This window comes from Thermosynechococcus sp. OHK43, assembly GCF_014466085.1.
Classification (GTDB): Bacteria; Cyanobacteriota; Cyanobacteriia; order Thermosynechococcales; family Thermosynechococcaceae; genus Thermosynechococcus.
The window spans coordinates 1-16569 of the sequence record NZ_JACOMP010000239.1; the positions used below are offsets into that span (position 1 = coordinate 1).

Consider the following 16569-nt stretch of genomic DNA (forward strand, 5'->3'; position numbering starts at 1 on the left):
CCTCCGTAACATCCAGTTCACTCAGTTGATTGACATAGTCGAGGATGCTATCTAGTTGCTGGGTCAGTGCTTCAATTTCACGGTCATCAATGGCAAGGCGAGCTAAATGAGCCACCTTGCGCACATCTTCTGCAGTAATGACTTTGGTTGCCATTGGTGATCCTTATAGAAATTTTCGAGAAGTTTTTTAGAAATACACATCAATATTGGAGCGGCCAGTGGTTTTCAGCCAGTTCTGCGCCTCTATATAGTTATTGGGGGCCAGTTGAATTGCTCGCTTCCAATAGTCGGCGGCACGATCAAAGAGTTGTTCAGCCTCCTCCAAGCGCTGCTGCTCTTGTGCCTGTGTCCCCAAGTAGTGGTAGATCACTGCGATATTGTTGAGGGCTTGGGGCATGCGGGGATTGAGTTCAAGGGCTTGGTGGTAATACTCCAAGGCTTTTTCATGCTCGCCATTGCTGGCATGGATCAGGCCAATATTGTAGAGAATGTAGCTGCGATCGGTGGGGTCTTCCTCTAGTTCTAGGGCTGCCTGGTAGTTCTCCAGCGCCTCGGCATATTCTCCATCCGCTTGGGCAGACATGCCATCGCGATAATAGGCAAAGGCAGTTTTTGACTGCGAACTGGTGGGCAAGACCTTGAGAATGAGGTCAGCCATGACCGTAAAGGTTTTGTCAATAAAATTGTCGTTCCGTTGCGATCGCGGCATAGGGCTTCCTTGAACGGCCTCTTGCCTAGTGTATCAAAAGCACCACCCGCGATCGCCCCTCTAGCCAATGCCTAAGATTTGTAGCGTTCCGCCAAGAAGCTCCTAAGGCAGCCCTAAGATCGTCCTAGTGGCCCTCCGTGCCGTGATACTCACCAGCTTTGGGAGTTTAAGATTTATGATTGAAAATATTCTATTGGCAGACTCAGGAACTGGACAATCCGAACAAATGCTCAAGTCGCTGATGGAGTTGCCAGCGATTCAACGGGCTGCCGTCACCGTTTTGCACGTGATTCCACCGAAAATTACTGCCGAGGAGATGGCCGAACAACGTCAAGCAGGTGCCAAACTCCTAGCGGAAGCTGTTGCCCGACTGCACCTTGACCCCGTCATTAGCGTCAATACTATGCTGCGGGAGGGCGATCCTAAGGATACAGTGCTCCACGTGGCCGATGAAATCAATGCCGACTTGATCATTATGGGATCGCGGGGACTCAAGCGCCTGCAATCCATTCTCGAAAACTCCGTTAGCCAGTATGTGTTTCAACTGTCTTCGCGGCCGATGCTCCTAGTGCGCGATGACATCTACGTCAAGAAAATCAACCGCATCATGGTGGCACTCAATCATTCTGCTGCAGCCAAAGCCTCCTTGGACTTAGCAGTGCGCCTAATGGAGGGGGTCAAGGGCGGCAAACTCATTCTTGCCCACGTCAATCCTGACCTCAAGGGTCATGCTGATACCCCCAGCAGTGCTGCCGAAAAAGAGCCGCTTCTTGCCGAAGCCGCAACGGTGGCTAAGCAGCGGGGTGTGGAATACCAGTGTGTCCTGACCACCGGCAAACCCGCTGAAGAAATCTGCCGCATTGCTGCTGATACCAATGCCGATCTCCTGGTTCTGGGTTCTCCGGATCGGCGGCCCTCGATCGCTCGCAGTTTACCCGACTTGGATCGCCTTTTGGGCACTTCCCTTTCTGACTATGTCCGGGTCTATGCCGAGTGTCCCGTGCTCTTTGTGCGACAAGCGGAGGCCTAGGCGGGTCTAGCGGCGGTGACTTTTTGGGATGATTTGCGCTGGCAGAGCGATCGCCAGTGGCAACAACTGCGTGAAGCCCTTGAGTACACCTTTCTCCAACTCTTTCGCCAGCAAACAGAGCCCTTTTGGCAAGACCACCCCTCCTTAGAGGGATGGCTACGCTGGTTCCTTCAGGGGGTCTTGCTGATTGGCCTCGGCGTAGGCCTCTATTTCCTAGGACGCAGCCTCTGGCGATGGTGGCAACGGCGATCGCGCTCCTCTTCACCAACAGCAATTTCTACCCTTGGGGAGCGACCCAGACCGGTGCGGGAATGGCTGGAACTTGCCCAAAACCTACAATTGGCGGGGGACTATAGAGGGGCCTGCCGCGCCTTTTACATGGCCTTGTTGTATCGGTTGCAGGAGGCAGGCTGGCTGCGGCTTCAGACCCACTGGACCAATGGCGACTACCTGGGGGAATTGGAGCGGCTCTTTCAACTGGGGGAGCGATCGCCAACTGTAGGGCGGAGTATCCAGCATCTCTTTCAAGTTCACAGTCGCAGTTACTATGGCGCCGAGCCAGTGGATGCCCAAACCCTAGCCAGCTGTCAAGCGGCCTATTTTGAGGTGGAACCCTTCCTGCGGGAGACCCAGCAATGATCGCGATCAAGCGTCGGCAGTGGTTTTTCCTTGGCTTCGCTGTCCTTGTGCTGTTGGCGATCGGCCTCCTGATGGTGGCGGTGGCTCCCAGTAGCCGCGCTGGCTCCTCCTTTGATTCCTCTCCGTGGGGCACGCAGCAGTTTTATACTTACCTAGAGCAGCAGGGGTTGCGGGTGGAGCGCTGGCAGCATAACTATAGCAACCTCAAGGGCAAAGGGCACATTCTCATTCAAATCACTGGTCGTCCCATCGGTTGGCCACCGACCCTTGTGGCGTGGCTGGCTCAGGGCAATACGCTGGTGCGCTTTTACTGGCACGGCGAACCCACGGCAGCCCCCTTTGAGACGCGGCTCTCAATGCCCCTGGGCACTGTCTTGATTGAAACCCGCCGCCGCGTTCCTTTGCAACAGGGCGATCGCTCTCTCCTTAGGGATGATCACGGTTTGATTGTCTATCTCAGACGCTCTAATACTCCCCATAACCATGAACAGCGCATCCTTGGCGTCTATCCCTGGTTAGTGGCCAATGCCTATGGCGGTGAAACCGGTCTTGCCAACTTTGCGGTTGTAGCTCAGCTCCTGCAGGAGATAGCCGAACCGCGAACAACACTATACTTTGATGAATGGCTCCACGGCTACCGCCAACGCACTTCAGAGGAGGTGCCTAGGGAGAGGGTGCCTCAAACCCTCTTCGACTACTTCAGTCGCACCCCTTGGTTGGCTGTGGGGTTGCAGTTTGCCCTGTTGCTCCTCCTTTTGCTATGGCAGCAAAGTCAGCGTTTTGGGCCACCGCTGCTGGAAAAGGAACCTGTCACCAGTAATAGTGCTGCCTATATTGAGGCCCTCGCGGGGGTTCTGCGGCGGGCACAGCAGCGGCAGTTTGTCCTAGAACAGCTTCAAGATCGCTTTCGCTACGACTTAGCTCAGCAACTCGGCCTTGCAGCCAGTCCCCCTCATCTGCCTCAAGATTCTGAACTCCTTCAAGCATGGCAGAGTGCAACGGGGCGATCGCCTGACCCCCTTCAAGACCTGCTCCGTATCCGCCATAGGGTTGACGATGCCCAGTTGCTCAGGTGGCTAGAGCAGGCCGCTAATGTCCTACAAACTCTGAAAACGACTGTTTGATTACCTAGCCCTTTGGCTTTGTCTTCACAGACACTGGCCCATAGACAAGGGTTTGACAAGCCAAACGATAATTTTCGGGCTTACGGCGGAGCTTGCGCTCTTCCACAGGGGTGCGGGGCGAGAGGTTTTCCATGCCTTCGACAATCTCAACAATACAGGTGCCACACTGGCCATAGCCCCCACAATTAAAGAGCTTGCCCTTAAGGGTATAGAGGTCAACCCCCGTTTCCATTGCTTTTAAGCGCAGATTCGCACCATCAGCAGCAACAATTTCCTTGTTTTCGTTAACAAACTTAATATTTGTGCCCACGAATTCAGCTTTGCTTGCCATAGGAACCTAGGCTAGTTACCATTCTTAATACATTCTCATTTTGGCAGAAAAACTGCCCAACCGTAGCTGAAGTTACGGGTAAATTGGCCGTTAAACTCTTAGTAGGGAAGCGGTTGTTACCGTGATCCGGCTGCTTAATAAAATTTGTTCATGCAAACGCTAAATTTTTGTATAGGAGGAGCGTAGTCAATGGGACTACCCTGGTACCGAGTCCACACTGTCCTGATCAATGATCCAGGGCGGTTGATTGCGGCCCACCTGATGCACACGGCATTGGTCGCCGGTTGGGCAGGGTCGATGGCTCTTTATGAGCTCGCTATTTTTGATCCCAGTGATCCCGTTCTCAACCCCATGTGGCGGCAGGGAATGTTTGTGCTGCCCTTTATGGCACGGTTGGGGGTCACGGGGTCTTGGAGCGGTTGGAGCATTACTGGCGAAACGGGGATTGACCCCGGTTTCTGGAGCTTTGAGGGGGTTGCCCTAGCCCACATCGTCCTGTCGGGTCTGTTATTCTTGGCAGCCTGTTGGCACTGGGTCTATTGGGATCTCGAACTCTTTCGTGATCCTCGCACCGGTGAGCCTGCCCTCGATTTGCCGAAAATGTTCGGGATTCACCTGTTCCTTGCTGGTCTGCTGTGCTTTAGCTTTGGCGCCTTTCACCTGACGGGTCTGTTTGGCCCTGGGATGTGGGTTTCTGACCCCTATGGCTTGACGGGCAGCGTCCAGCCTGTTGCCCCCGAATGGGGACCCGATGGCTTTAACCCCTACAATCCCGGTGGTGTTGTGGCTCACCATATCGCCGCAGGCATTGTCGGTATTATTGCTGGCCTCTTTCACATACTGGTGCGTCCACCCCAGCGGCTTTACAAAGCTCTGCGCATGGGGAATATCGAAACCGTCCTCTCCAGCAGTATTGCGGCCGTCTTCTTTGCCGCCTTTGTCGTTGCTGGCACGATGTGGTATGGCAGTGCCACCACGCCCATTGAACTCTTTGGGCCGACTCGCTATCAGTGGGACAGTAGCTACTTCCAACAGGAAATTAACCGGCGCGTGCAGGCCTCTCTCGCCAGTGGCGCCACCCTGGAAGAAGCTTGGTCGGCTATTCCAGAGAAACTGGCCTTCTACGATTACATTGGCAATAACCCCGCTAAAGGTGGTCTCTTCCGTACTGGCTCGATGAATAAAGTGGATGGAATTGCCCAAGCTTGGAAAGGCCATGCCGTCTTCCGCAACAAAGAGGGTGAAGAACTCTTTGTGCGTCGGATGCCTGCCTTCTTTGAAACCTTCCCGGTCATCCTCACCGATAAAAACGGCGTTGTCAAAGCCGACATTCCCTTCCGTCGTGCGGAGTCGAAGTATAGCTTTGAGCAACAGGGGGTTACCGTCAGCTTCTACGGTGGTGAATTGAACGGCCAAACCTTCACTGATCCACCCACCGTCAAGAGCTATGCCCGTAAGGCCATCTTCGGTGAGATCTTCGAATTCGATCAGGAAACCCTGAACTCCGACGGGATTTTCCGCACCAGTCCCCGTGGCTGGTTCACCTTTGCCCATGCGGTGTTTGCCTTGCTCTTCTTCTTTGGTCACATTTGGCACGGTGCCCGTACCCTGTTCCGCGATGTCTTCTCTGGGATTGATCCAGAACTGTCGCCGGAGCAAGTGGAATGGGGCTTCTATCAAAAAGTGGGCGATGTCACCACTCGCCGCAAGGAAGCTGTTTAGTCATTCCTAGGGGACTACTATGGAAACCATCACCTACGTTTTCATCTTTGCCTGCATTATCGCCCTGTTCTTCTTTGCCATCTTCTTTCGTGAGCCGCCGCGGATCACTAAGAAGTAGCCTCTGACCCATCCCTAAAGAGGGCTTTAATACTTGCCGATCGCCCCTGCGGTCGGTTTTTTGATGTTTATTTGATCTTCAGGGAGATGAGGGGCGCCGATTCCTGAATCTTTCGCTTCCGACGCCGCGGTTTCTGGTACAGTCTTTATGGCACAGTGGGATGCCCAAGCTTGTTGTCTGTCAATCGCTAAGGAGAAACCTCTGAGTACCCGAGTCATTATTGTCCGCCACGGTGAAAGCACGTTTAATGTCCAAGAGCGAGTGCAAGGTCACAGTGATGCCTCTGCGCTCACGGAGCGCGGTCGTTGGATGGCGGCCCAAGTGGGTCTAGCGCTGCGGGGTATTCCCATTCGCAAAATTTACACCAGTCCCCTGAAACGGGCAAAGGAAACCGCAGAGGTCATCCATGCTCAGCTCCAAAACACCGAACTCAAGCCACCCCATTCCCTTGATCTGCTCAAAGAGATTGCGCTGCCAGCTTGGGAAGATCTCCCCTTTGCCGAAGTGAAGGCTCGGTTTCCAGAGGACTATCGCCGCTGGCAGGAAGCCCCAGACACTTTGATGATGAAAATCACCACAGAAAGTGGCCAAACCAAGGAGTTTTTCCCGCTACTGGATCTCTACGATCGCGCGGGCATGGTCTTGGAAAGGCTGCTAGCGGCTCACGCCAATGAAACGATTGTCATTGTGGGGCATAGTGGCATGAACCGTGCCTTGATCTGCACGGGCCTCGGCTTGGGGGTCAAGGGTTACCTGCGGCTGCAGCAGGCCAATGGTGGCATTAGTGTCTTAAATTTCAGCAACGGCTTGCGGCAACCCGCTCAACTGGAAGCTCTCAATCTCACTAGCCATCTCAATGATCCCTTTCCACAGCCCCGCTTCAAGGAGCAAACGCTGCGGGTCTTTCTTGTCCGCCACGGTGAAACGGACTGGAACCGTGCAGGACGCTTCCAAGGGCAAATGGATGTGCCCCTCAATGAAAATGGCCGTGCCCAAGCGGCGGCAGTGGCTGAGTTTCTCAAGGATGTCCCCTTCCACCATGCCTTGAGTAGTCCACTCCTGCGTCCCAAGGATACGGCCTTGGCAATTTTGCAGTACCACCCCAATGTGCAGCTGGAGTTAGAGCCAGCCCTTGCAGAGATTAGCCATGGGGACTGGGAGGGCAAGTTTGAACCCGAGGTGGAGGCGGCCTACCCGGGTGAACTGGAACGTTGGCGGACCACCCCTGCCCTTGTACAAATGCCCAATGGCGAAAACCTCGAACAGGTGCGCGATCGCGTGGTCAAGGCCTGGGAACTCTGGCTGCAGCGCTGGAAAACCAATGCTCCCACCCCCCACAATGTCTTGGTCGTGGCCCACGATGCCACCAATAAGGTCTTGCTCTGCCACATTGTTGGTCTTGGCATTGAAAACTTCTGGCTCTTTAAGCAGGGAAATGGCAGCGTCACGGTGATTGACTATCCCCTCAAGGGAGGTCTGCCGCGCTTGCAGGCAGTGAATATCACCACCCATTTGGGAGGGGTACTGGATCGGACGGCGGCGGGAGCGCTGTAGGGGATGGTGTGGCGATTGTTGCAACAGGTGCGGCTGCTGGATCCCGTCAACCGCCAAGACCAACGCGCGGATGTGCTGCTAGAAGAGGATCAACTGGTGGCGATCGCCCCCGCAGCGATTCCCCCGGATGCCGAAGTTATTGATGCCTCAGACTGGGTTTTGGCACCGCCTCTGGTGGATCTCTACAGCCACAGTGGTCAACCGGGCTACGAGGCACGAGAAACCCTAGATAGCCTTTTGGCCGCCGCTGCTGCCGGGGGGGTGCAGTATTTAAACCTATTGCCCACCACGGAACCTGTGATTGATGATCCTGCCCTTTGGCAAGCACTACAACGGCAGATACCCCCCACCGCTTGGCCACAGGTACGGGTTTGGGGCGCACTCACCCAAGGATGCAAGGGAGCCGCCCTAACGAATTTAGCTGAACTGGCGGCCAGTGGTGTGGTTGGTTTTTGTGATGACCGCGGCTTGACCCATTGGCCCTTAGTACAGCGGGCACTAACCTATGTCCAGCCCCTGGGAAAACCCGTTGCCCTTTGGCCCTTTGATTCGGCCTTGGCGGCGAAGGGTGTGGCGCGGCAAAGTGGGGTTGCCACGCGTTTAGGCTTGGCGGAGCAACTGGTCTGCTGTGAAACCATTCCGCTATTGGCGATTTTGGAATTGGCACGCACGGTCTCAACGCCGATTCACCTAATGCGCCTGTCAACCGCTCGCAGTGTCGAGATTCTCGCTAAGGACAAACCCGAACAGGTGAGTGCCAGTGTGTGTTGGTTGCATCTACTTTTTGAGGTTGAGGACTTAGCCAACTACGATCCGAATCTCCGCCTTGACCCACCCCTAGGAACGGCCAGCGATCGCCAAGCGTTGATTGAAGGCATCAAAACGGGAATCATTGAGGCGATCGCCATTGACCACACCCCCCTGCTCTACGAAGAAAAAATGGTTTCCTTTGCCGAGGCACTCCCCGGCGCCATTGGCCTTGAATTAGCCCTACCGGCTCTGTGGCAGGAACTGGTTGCCAAGGAGTACGTGAGCGCCCTGCAGCTTTGGCACGCCCTCAGCACGGCACCGGCGCGTATTTTGGGCATGGAGCCACCCCGCCTAGAACCCCACAGTCGCAACTTTGTTCTCTTTGATTCCAGCGTTACTTGGACAGTCACGCCCCAAAGCCTGCGATCGCGCGCTCGCAACACCCCTTTTTGGCAACAATCCCTGCGGGGTCAACTGGTGCCCTTTTCGCCAAGCATCCGCTCTGGTCGTACCCACCGGTCAAACTCCTCAGCAGTGAGATAGCCCAATTCCACAGCCGCTTCCTTAAGCGTTTTACCCTCACTGTAGGCCTTTTTCGCGACTGCTGCCGCCTTGTCATAGCCTATGTGGGGATTGAGAGCCGTCACCAACATCAGCGATCGCTCCACATAGGTTTGAATTTGCTGCCGATTTGGCTCAACTCCCACCAAGCAATGGTCGGTAAACGATTGAACCGCATCACTCAGGAGGGCAATAGATTGCAGCACATTGTGAATGATCAAGGGCTTATAGACATTTAACTCAAAATTTCCTTGGCTGCCCGCTATTCCCACCGCTGCATCGTTGCCCATGACCTGAACGCACACCATCGTCAAGGCTTCGCATTGGGTGGGGTTCACCTTGCCGGGCATAATCGATGACCCCGGTTCATTGGCAGGTAACGTCAATTCCCCCAGACCACAGCGCGGTCCCGAGCCCAACCAACGAATATCGTTGGCTATTTTCATCAGTGCGGCAGCCAGGGTTTTGAGAGCACCACTGAGCATCACGAGGGGATCATGGGCTGCCAAGGCGGCAAAGGGATTTTCAGCTTTGCGAAAGGGATACCCCGTCATTTGGGCTAATTCTGCTGCCACGCGATCGCCAAAACCAGCGGGTGCATTCAACCCCGTCCCTACTGCTGTAGCGCCAATGGCAAGGGGATACAGATGCTGCAGGGCATATTCAATATGGGCTTGACCGGCCGCAATTTGACTGGCGTAACCAGTGAATTCCTGACCTAGGGTCAAGGGGACGGCATCCATTAAATGGGTACGGCCAATTTTGATAATCTCCGCAAAGGCAGCTGCCTTTTCCTGCAATACCGTCAAGAGATGGCGCAGCGTTGGCAGCAGGCGCTCCTGCAGGGCAAGGACTGTGGCAACATGCATGGCCGTGGGAAAGGTGTCATTGGAGGACTGGCTACAGTTCACATGATCGTTGGGATGGATGGGGCTTTTGCTCCCCTTCACTCCTCCCGCCAGCTCAATGGCACGGTTGGCAATTACCTCATTGACATTCATATTCGTTTGAGTGCCGCTACCCGTCTGCCAGATGGAGAGGGGAAACTGATCATCCCACTGTCCTGCAATGACTTCATCGGCGGCTTGAATAATCCATTTGGCTTTCTCAGGGTCTAAAACCCCCAAATCACGGTTGGCGATCGCCGCCGCCCTCTTGAGCCGTGCCATGGCATGGATCACCTCTAGGGGCATGGGCTGACTGCCAATGGCAAAGTACTTGAGGGAACGTGCCGTCTGAGCCCCCCAATAGCAATCCGCAGGCACCTCAACGGCACCGAGGGAATCGTATTCTAGGCGAGTTTCAGTTGTCATGCAGAACGATTCAACCAATCATTACAATCATTAATAGAGAATTATCCCAACTCACTGCCCATTCCTTCCTTGCGTGCCCCTTAAAGGACTTCATGGCTGACACCATGGTGCTTAAGACTGGCATATAGATAATTACAGATAATACAGACAATGTGGCGTTCCTCTCTAAAGGCTCTAGATTGCTGGGCAATCCTTGCCCAATATAAGCTGGCACAGACGGTTGATACTCTGACAAGCGAAGTAGGGGATCAACCGGTTTTAAGTCCTCAATCACCTCCTCAGGCATCGGAGGGGGAATTGTTCTCAGCGGAGGGCTCTTGCTTAGGCACTTTTGAGCACTTCAGGGTCCATAGTACAGCCCTTTTCAGGCGGTGGTGAACACCCCTGTAGAATTAGGTAGGGTTAATTTTGGGGGAATCTCCTGTGAGCGCACCAGCGATCGCCATCATTGACTACGATATGGGAAATTTGCACTCCGTCAGCAAAGCCCTTGAGGTCGTCGGCGCCAGCCCTCTCATTAGCGATCGCCCCTCGGAGATTTTCGCAGCGGATGCGGTGGTGCTTCCCGGCGTTGGTGCCTTTGATCCCGCCATGGCTCAGCTTCAAGAGCGAGAACTGGTGCCCGTCATTGAGCAGATCATTGCGCAGGGAATGCCCTTTTTGGGGATTTGCCTTGGTCTCCAAGTGCTCTTTGAATGTAGTGAAGAGGGAACAGAACCTGGCCTTGGTATTTTTGCAGGCAAAGTCAAACGCTTTCAGTCTGAACCCGGCCTCACAATCCCCCACATGGGCTGGAACCAACTGACCTTGACGCAATCCGCCTCTCCCCTTTGGCAACATCTACCACCGAGCCCTTGGGTCTATTTTGTCCACTCCTACTTTGTTGCCCCTGAGGATCCTTCATTAGTGGCGGCAACGGTGTGCCATGGTCGGCAAACGGTAACGGCAGCGATCGCCCGCAACAATCTATTTGCTTGTCAATTTCACCCCGAAAAGTCCGGTGCGGTGGGTCTGCAATTACTGCGCAACTTTGTTGCCTTGGCCAAAGATTGATAGCTAAGCTCTTGAGTCTTAAATCGATTGACGCCATTGAATTGACTCCATTGAAGCAGTGACAGCCAGTTGGCCTAACGGTACCCATAAAAGCGGGTGGCAAAGTTTTGCGATCGGGTAGGGGACAGTTGACGTGCTTTCAAAATAGCAGCGGTGAGAAAGACATAGGCGACAATCCCCACCACTGCCAAACCCATCGGACCAAAACGGGCAGCAGCCGTATTCCAAAGGGCGTGGAGGCCGGCGGCAAAACCAAGGCCAACGGTTAAAATCAAGGCAGCGCGACGGGGTCGCAAGACACTCAGCCCCACACAATAGCCTAAATAGCCCGTATAGGCCATATGTCCCGTCAATGAACCTAACACCCGCGGAATGAGCACTTGCAGACCGGCTAAATTACCAAATTGACCTGCAATACTGGGGACGTACTGCCCAAGGGTTTCTGTCCACGTAAAACCGAGGCCAGCAGCCGCTCCCAAAAGAATGCCATCTAGGGGTTCCCATACGCCCACCTTTTGTTTCCACGGACTAGGGAGCCATCGCCCCACCCCATAGGCCACGCCAATTGGTAAGGCCTTGAGTAGCTCTTCCATTAATCCGGCACCAATGAAGTTACGGCTGAATAACACCCAAAATGAAGGATGGGGCGGATGCAGTTGGCCGGGTAAGACGGTGCGGAAAAGATAGATCATGACTGGCAAAATCGGGCTTTGGAGAATCAAAATTTCCAGCGTCAAGGTGCCTAGTAAAACCCATATCGGTTTGGGTTTGCCACAGAGTTGATAGATGAAGTAATAGGCAGCACTCCCTAAGTAGAGCGCCAAGATGACTTTGAAGGCATCGGGGGAGCCGGCAGTGGCAAAGAGTAGGATGACCGCAATAACAGTAACCATCCCCGGTACCAGATAGGCTTTGCGTACCCAGTCGGGATGAATCGCAAAAATAGGCAGGAGTTGGGTGAGGGTGAGGGGTTGATCGGGCTGGGTGCTCACGACTTCGGTCAGGGGTAGGTATTCGAGGACAAATTCGGGTCCTTGGCGTCCTAATTGAATGCGATCGCCCGCATTGAGCACAGTTAAGGTTTCCACCCGCTGTTGATTGACATAGGTACCATTGACACTCCCCAGGTCAGCGATCGCCCACACGGGAATCGCGCCCCGCTTTTGACAGGTGAATTGGGCATGGTGGCGAGAAACAGAGGTATAGATGTGAGCGTCAAGGACAATATGACAAGTATCGGGATCGCGGCCAATGATCGTCACATCCTCTTGGGAGAGCCAAAACTGCCCTCTTTCAGGGGAGACTTGTCGCAGCACACCCGCATACTTCAGGGTTGGATTGAGGGGAGAGCGATCGCAATTCATTAGTACCCGTGTCAACTGCAAGGGGACGATGAGAATCCCAAAGTCCTACCTGCTTAGCACTCACACCCACTATACACTGGCCGCTTGATACTTCCTTATGATCGGGCTTTGATCGGGAGGGCGATCGCACCAGCACAGGGAACGGGAAAACTGGGGTAGCGCTTTTGAGTAGAGGTTTGCTTTATAACTAGGAGTTGACAAAGGTCAGTACTTTGGGTGATGATAAAGTTCTGCTGATTCGGGGCTATAGCTCAGTTGGTAGAGCACTTCAATGGCATTGAAGGGGTCAGCGGTTCGAATCCGCTTAGCTCCATCGAAATGAGTAAAGTTTCTTGTTTTTTCTCATTGCCCCCTAGGCACAGTCATTCAGCAGACTTTCGCTACTGTCGTCAAAGGATGAATGCGTAGCCCCCAATTTGAACTCAACCAAGTCTTGGAAACTATCCAAGGCATGCAGGCTGCTATTCAGACAATTCACAAAAGCTAGACATGCCACCGCGAACGAGCGCTTTCAATACCTTAAAAATTGATGCTCCCAAGTCAAAGCTAAAGCAGCCAATTAAGGTCGTGGAAGCTCAATGGGGACAGCCCATTGACACCCTTAAGTCACATTGCAGGACATCTCTAAACAGCACACAGGAACTGCTCCGCGGCCATGGGGCTTTCTTGTTGGACTATTGGTAGCCACTGGTAGCCACAGTGGGCTTGTTGGCAAGGCTTTTGATATTGGACTTGCCTCAACCTTGATTGAGGGCTTGCTGGCGCAATATTCGCAGTAGTTTTTCTAAATGCCCTGGGAGAGGAGCGATCGCCACAATCTCTTCGCCACTCCGGGGATGCTGCAATTGTAAGCGATAGGCATGGAGAGCTTGGCCGGGAAGCTTCACTTTTAGGGGGCTGCCGCGGCCATAGAGGGGATCCCCCAACAGCGGCCAACCTAAATGGGCCGCATGGACGCGGATTTGATGGGTGCGCCCCGTTTCTAGGCGAAACTCCACAAGCGCACAGTGGCGAAAGCGCTCCTTCACGTACCAGTGGGTAATGGCAGTGCGGCCTTTTTCAGGGGGCACTACCGCCATCTTTTTGCGATCCACCGGGTGACGACCCATGGGCGTCATGATGGTTCCACTGTCCTCGGGGGGTTGGCCATAGACAACACCAAGGTAGTGGCGCTGCATTTGCCGCGTTTTCAATTGCTGTTGCAAATGGTGTAGGGCAAACGCTGTTTTGGCGACAACCATCACCCCAGAGGTGTCTTTGTCTAGGCGATGCACAATCCCTGGTCGCTGGACACCACCAATGCCCGTCAAATCAGGACAATGAGCTAATAAGCCGTGAACTAGCGTGCCGTGGCTATGACCGGGGGCAGGATGCACCACTAAATCCACGGGTTTATTGAGAATCAGTAACTCCTCATCCTCGTAGAGAATACTCAGGGGCAGGGGTTCAGGGACTAGATCCAATGGCTCTGGCGTAGGGAGCACCACCTCCAGTACCTCACCACCACTGAGGGGCTGATTTTTGCGATCGCAAACTTGACCATTGAGGCGTACGTGGCCCCGTTGGATTAACTGCTGCCAGCGCGATCGCGAGAACTCAGGATGCTGTTGGGCAAGGAACGCATCGAGGCGATCGCCCCCCTTTTCGACCCTGAAGGTTAGCGATGTCGTCATGCCCCCCAACTACACCAGCGTATGCCCAAGGGCTAAACCCACCACTAGCATCCCTAAAACCAGAAAGGGTTGAGCACTGGCTTGGTACTTCACATCGTTTTTTAGGGGATCCCGCAGGAAGTACATATCCTGAAAGACAATTTGGGGAATAATCAGCAAAATCAGCAGCACAGCATAAAGATTGGCATGGATCGCCATCAGGTAGCCCGCAATCCCCAACTGGAAAACGTCAATCATCAGGACGCAGATCCAAGCTGCCGTGGTAATACCAAACATCACAGGCAGAGACGCCAAACCCAGTTGGCGATCGCCCTCGACGCTTTTGAAGTCATTGACAATGGCAATCCCCAAGCCCGCCAGACTGTAAATCAAGGTCAAGATCACAATTGTTGGCGTCAATTCACCAAAAAGGGCGTGACCTGCCCACCACGGTAGGGCCATGTAGCTTGCTCCGAGGGCATAATTTCCCAACCAACCATTCTTTTTTAGTTTCAGGGGCGGTGCAGAGTAAATATAGGCCAAAAAGCCCCCCAGCAAGGCAATTTTGGTCACGGGGAACGTGGGATGGTCAGCCCATAGATCGAGTAGAACCGCTACAGCCAAACCCGCAACAACAAGGAAAATAATCTGCGCCCGCACTTGATTCAGGGAAATGGCTCCCGAAGGAATGGGACGGTAAGGTTCATTGATCGCATCAATCTCGCGATCGTAGTAATCGTTGAGCGTTTGCGTATAGCCAGCCATCAAAGGCCCCGACAGAAACATACAGGTGGCTGCCTTGAGAATATCCTCCAGACTCCATGTAAATCCCCCCGAGGAGGCTGCACCACACACCACCCCCCAAATCAGGGGAATCCATGTAATTGGCTTCATTAATTGCAGGCGAATTTTCCAGATATTGGTCTCACCGCTTTTGGCACCCTTCATGCCCAGCAGTTGACGTGCCGCTGCTGTTGTACTTTCTGAAGAGGTTGGAGTCGTCGTTGAATCGGGGGTTTCCGTCATAGCGCTTGTTGTGCTCAGCAATCACCTCAATGATTATAGTCGTTTCACTTTCCTCCACCTAGGGGGATATTGTTTGCCTCTGGCGTGGGCAGGATGTTAAGAGTTGCCCTCCTCAATTTGCCGATCGCCCGTGGTGTAGGTCAGGATAGAAGCGAAACTGCTTTTAGGATCTTGCAGCGTCAGCGGAACAGTTCCAAGTTGTGCTATGACCCCTGTATCCATCCCTAATCATCTTAAACGTGCTTTACCGGCGGTTATTGCAACAGCAATTGCCACGCTGGGTGTCCTTGCCCTGCGGGTGGGTGGCTTCCTGCAACCCTTGGAATTAAAAGTCTATGACCAATGGCTGCGCTGGCGATCGACACCCGCCACCTCCCAGCGACTCCTGATTGTTGAGATTACCGAGGCAGACATTCAAGCCCTCAAGCAGTACCCAATTCCTGACGAAGTGCTCATTCAAGCTATCAATGAATTGCAGGAGTACCAACCTAGGGTCATTGGCATTGATATTTTTCGCGATTTTCCGGTTCCTGATCGCTTCAAATTGCCGACCGATGGGCTGCCCTCCCTCGGACGGATGATGATAACCCAACCCAACACCGTCATTGTCTGTAAAGTGGGAAGCAAAGCGGCTCCCGGCATTTCCCCCCCCGCTGGACTGCTGAATGATCAGGTGGGGTTTGCTGATATTCCCATTGATGATGATGGGGTGGTGCGCCGTGCTGTTTTAGCCACTCAACCAGAAGCTAGTGATCGCTGTTCTACCCCTCAATCCTTTGCCCTTGCCTTGGCGCGTCTTTTTCTGGGGGTTAATCCCCAATCCGTTACTCAAAACCGCCTTGACTTGGGAACCGCTCGCTTTCAGGCCTTAACCAGCAACTGGGGGGGCTACAACAACCTAGACGCCACCGGCTTTCAAATCCTGATCAACTATGCCCACCCAACCCAGCCCTATGAAACAGTCACCCTGAGCGAAGTGCTCAAGGGTCAAGTGCTGCCCTCCAAGGTGCGCGATCGCGCCGTCCTCATTGGCGTCACTGGCAGCAGCAGTAACGATAAATTTTTGATTCCAATTGCCCTGCTAGGGCAAACCAACCGCCTTACTCCCGGTGTTGTGGTTCAAGCAGCCATCCTTGAAGATTTGCTAGCAGCGGCTCTCGATAATCGCTCCCCCATTGGTACATGGCCACAGGCGGCGATCGCCCTTTGGATTCTCGCTTGGTCTGGCCTCGGTGCCCTGATTATTGCCAAGGGACACCGCTGGGTAATTGTGCCGCTATTGGTTGCTGGGGGACTGGGTCTAAGTGGTCTCACCTTTGTGCTCTTTTTACAGGGGAGTTGGATTCCGCTGGTGGCTCCTCTCGTTAGCTTTGGCAGTGCAGCGATTTTGATGCTTGGCTATCGCGCTTTGGGTCCTGCTGAATCAATCTCTACGCCAACGGCTGTCTCCAGTAGCCCCCTAGGAACTCCCTTGGAGTTAATCACTGGAGACATGGGTCAATTCACTCCACCTGAATCAGCCCCCCTTTCGCAAATTCCCGCAGTCTCCCCAACGGCAGTTTCTCGCCTCGAGACGGATACCAAGGCAACGGTGGTGCAACCGGAAACGGCAATTTCCTTGAC

At 53.9% G+C, this 16569-nt stretch carries 16 protein-coding genes and 1 tRNA gene; 10 read left to right on the top strand and 7 right to left on the bottom strand.

The window, feature by feature from the left end:
- Nucleotides 1–154, bottom strand: a 154-nt coding sequence (gene gatC, locus H8Q75_RS10190) for an Asp-tRNA(Asn)/Glu-tRNA(Gln) amidotransferase subunit GatC (RefSeq protein ID WP_297041477.1), incomplete at its 3' end; no start/stop codon positions are given.
- A 33-nt stretch (nucleotides 155–187) separates the two neighbouring features.
- Nucleotides 188–709 carry a photosystem I assembly protein Ycf3 gene (locus tag H8Q75_RS10195; RefSeq protein ID WP_024124585.1) on the bottom strand — a complete coding sequence of 174 codons (522 nt, stop codon included), beginning with the start codon at nucleotides 707–709 and terminating at the stop codon, nucleotides 188–190.
- A 175-nt stretch (nucleotides 710–884) separates the two neighbouring features.
- Between H8Q75_RS10195 and H8Q75_RS10200 the strand changes: the two genes are divergently transcribed.
- From H8Q75_RS10200 to H8Q75_RS10210, 3 genes are read left to right on the top strand one after another with little or no spacing between them, the layout of a single operon-like run.
- Complete coding sequence (locus H8Q75_RS10200) at nucleotides 885–1739, top strand: universal stress protein (RefSeq protein WP_024124586.1); 855 nt, start codon at nucleotides 885–887, stop codon at nucleotides 1737–1739.
- A 15-nt stretch (nucleotides 1740–1754) separates the two neighbouring features.
- The gene (locus tag H8Q75_RS10205) at nucleotides 1755–2378 is read left to right on the top strand and encodes a DUF4129 domain-containing protein (RefSeq protein ID WP_024124587.1); all 624 of its coding nucleotides are present in this window, start codon (nucleotides 1755–1757) and stop codon (nucleotides 2376–2378) included.
- On the top strand, nucleotides 2375–3502 hold the full coding sequence (locus H8Q75_RS10210; RefSeq protein ID WP_024124588.1) for a DUF4350 domain-containing protein: 1128 nt from the start codon (nucleotides 2375–2377) through the stop codon (nucleotides 3500–3502). The genes H8Q75_RS10205 and H8Q75_RS10210 overlap by 4 nt, the downstream gene beginning before the upstream one ends.
- 4 nt (nucleotides 3503–3506) lie before the next feature.
- Here H8Q75_RS10210 and H8Q75_RS10215 read toward each other — a convergent pair whose 3' ends face one another.
- Complete coding sequence (locus tag H8Q75_RS10215) at nucleotides 3507–3833, bottom strand: 2Fe-2S iron-sulfur cluster-binding protein (RefSeq protein WP_157869660.1); 327 nt, start codon at nucleotides 3831–3833, stop codon at nucleotides 3507–3509.
- Between the two features lie 189 nt (nucleotides 3834–4022).
- On the opposite strand from H8Q75_RS10215, the gene psbB reads away from it, so the two are divergent.
- The 4 genes from psbB (at nucleotide 4023) to H8Q75_RS10235 (ending at nucleotide 8520) form a co-directional block, all read left to right on the top strand.
- Nucleotides 4023–5555 (top strand): photosystem II chlorophyll-binding protein CP47, encoded by a 1533-nt coding sequence (gene psbB, locus H8Q75_RS10220; RefSeq protein WP_297041461.1) that lies wholly within the window; start codon nucleotides 4023–4025, stop codon nucleotides 5553–5555.
- A gap of 19 nt (nucleotides 5556–5574) precedes the next feature.
- Nucleotides 5575–5673 (top strand): photosystem II reaction center protein T, encoded by a 99-nt coding sequence (locus H8Q75_RS10225; RefSeq protein ID WP_011057371.1) that lies wholly within the window; start codon nucleotides 5575–5577, stop codon nucleotides 5671–5673.
- A gap of 147 nt (nucleotides 5674–5820) precedes the next feature.
- On the top strand, nucleotides 5821–7227 hold the full coding sequence (locus H8Q75_RS10230; protein WP_297041466.1) for a histidine phosphatase family protein: 1407 nt from the start codon (nucleotides 5821–5823) through the stop codon (nucleotides 7225–7227).
- 3 nt (nucleotides 7228–7230) lie between these two features.
- Nucleotides 7231–8520 (top strand): dihydroorotase, encoded by a 1290-nt coding sequence (locus H8Q75_RS10235; RefSeq protein WP_024124592.1) that lies wholly within the window; start codon nucleotides 7231–7233, stop codon nucleotides 8518–8520.
- Here H8Q75_RS10235 and fumC read toward each other — a convergent pair.
- Nucleotides 8448–9851: a class II fumarate hydratase gene (gene fumC, locus H8Q75_RS10240; protein WP_024124593.1), complete on the bottom strand. Its 1404-nt coding sequence runs from the start codon at nucleotides 9849–9851 to the stop codon at nucleotides 8448–8450. The genes H8Q75_RS10235 and fumC overlap by 73 nt on opposite strands.
- Nucleotides 9852–10274: 423 nt before the next feature.
- On the opposite strand from fumC, the gene hisH reads away from it, so the two are divergent.
- Entirely contained in the window at nucleotides 10275–10904 is a 630-nt protein-coding gene (gene hisH / locus H8Q75_RS10245) for an imidazole glycerol phosphate synthase subunit HisH (RefSeq protein WP_024124594.1), read from the top strand.
- Between the two features lie 74 nt (nucleotides 10905–10978).
- On the opposite strand, the gene H8Q75_RS10250 is transcribed toward hisH, so the two are convergent.
- The gene (locus tag H8Q75_RS10250; RefSeq protein ID WP_297041471.1) at nucleotides 10979–12289 is read right to left on the bottom strand and encodes a PrsW family glutamic-type intramembrane protease; all 1311 of its coding nucleotides are present in this window, start codon (nucleotides 12287–12289) and stop codon (nucleotides 10979–10981) included.
- A gap of 219 nt (nucleotides 12290–12508) precedes the next feature.
- On the opposite strand from H8Q75_RS10250, the gene H8Q75_RS10255 reads away from it, so the two are divergent.
- Nucleotides 12509–12581: transfer RNA gene (locus tag H8Q75_RS10255), tRNA-Ala, on the top strand.
- Between the two features lie 424 nt (nucleotides 12582–13005).
- Here the strand turns inward: H8Q75_RS10255 and H8Q75_RS10260 are convergent.
- Both H8Q75_RS10260 and chlG read right to left on the bottom strand, forming a co-directional pair.
- Complete coding sequence (locus H8Q75_RS10260) at nucleotides 13006–13941, bottom strand: RluA family pseudouridine synthase (protein WP_024124596.1); 936 nt, start codon at nucleotides 13939–13941, stop codon at nucleotides 13006–13008.
- 9 nt (nucleotides 13942–13950) lie between these two features.
- Nucleotides 13951–14946 carry a chlorophyll synthase ChlG gene (chlG, locus tag H8Q75_RS10265; protein WP_024124597.1) on the bottom strand — a complete coding sequence of 332 codons (996 nt, stop codon included), beginning with the start codon at nucleotides 14944–14946 and terminating at the stop codon, nucleotides 13951–13953.
- 205 nt (nucleotides 14947–15151) lie between these two features.
- On the opposite strand from chlG, the gene H8Q75_RS10270 reads away from it, so the two are divergent.
- The coding region (locus tag H8Q75_RS10270) for a CHASE2 domain-containing protein (protein ID WP_297041475.1) at nucleotides 15152–16569 on the top strand (1418 nt) is incomplete at its 3' end.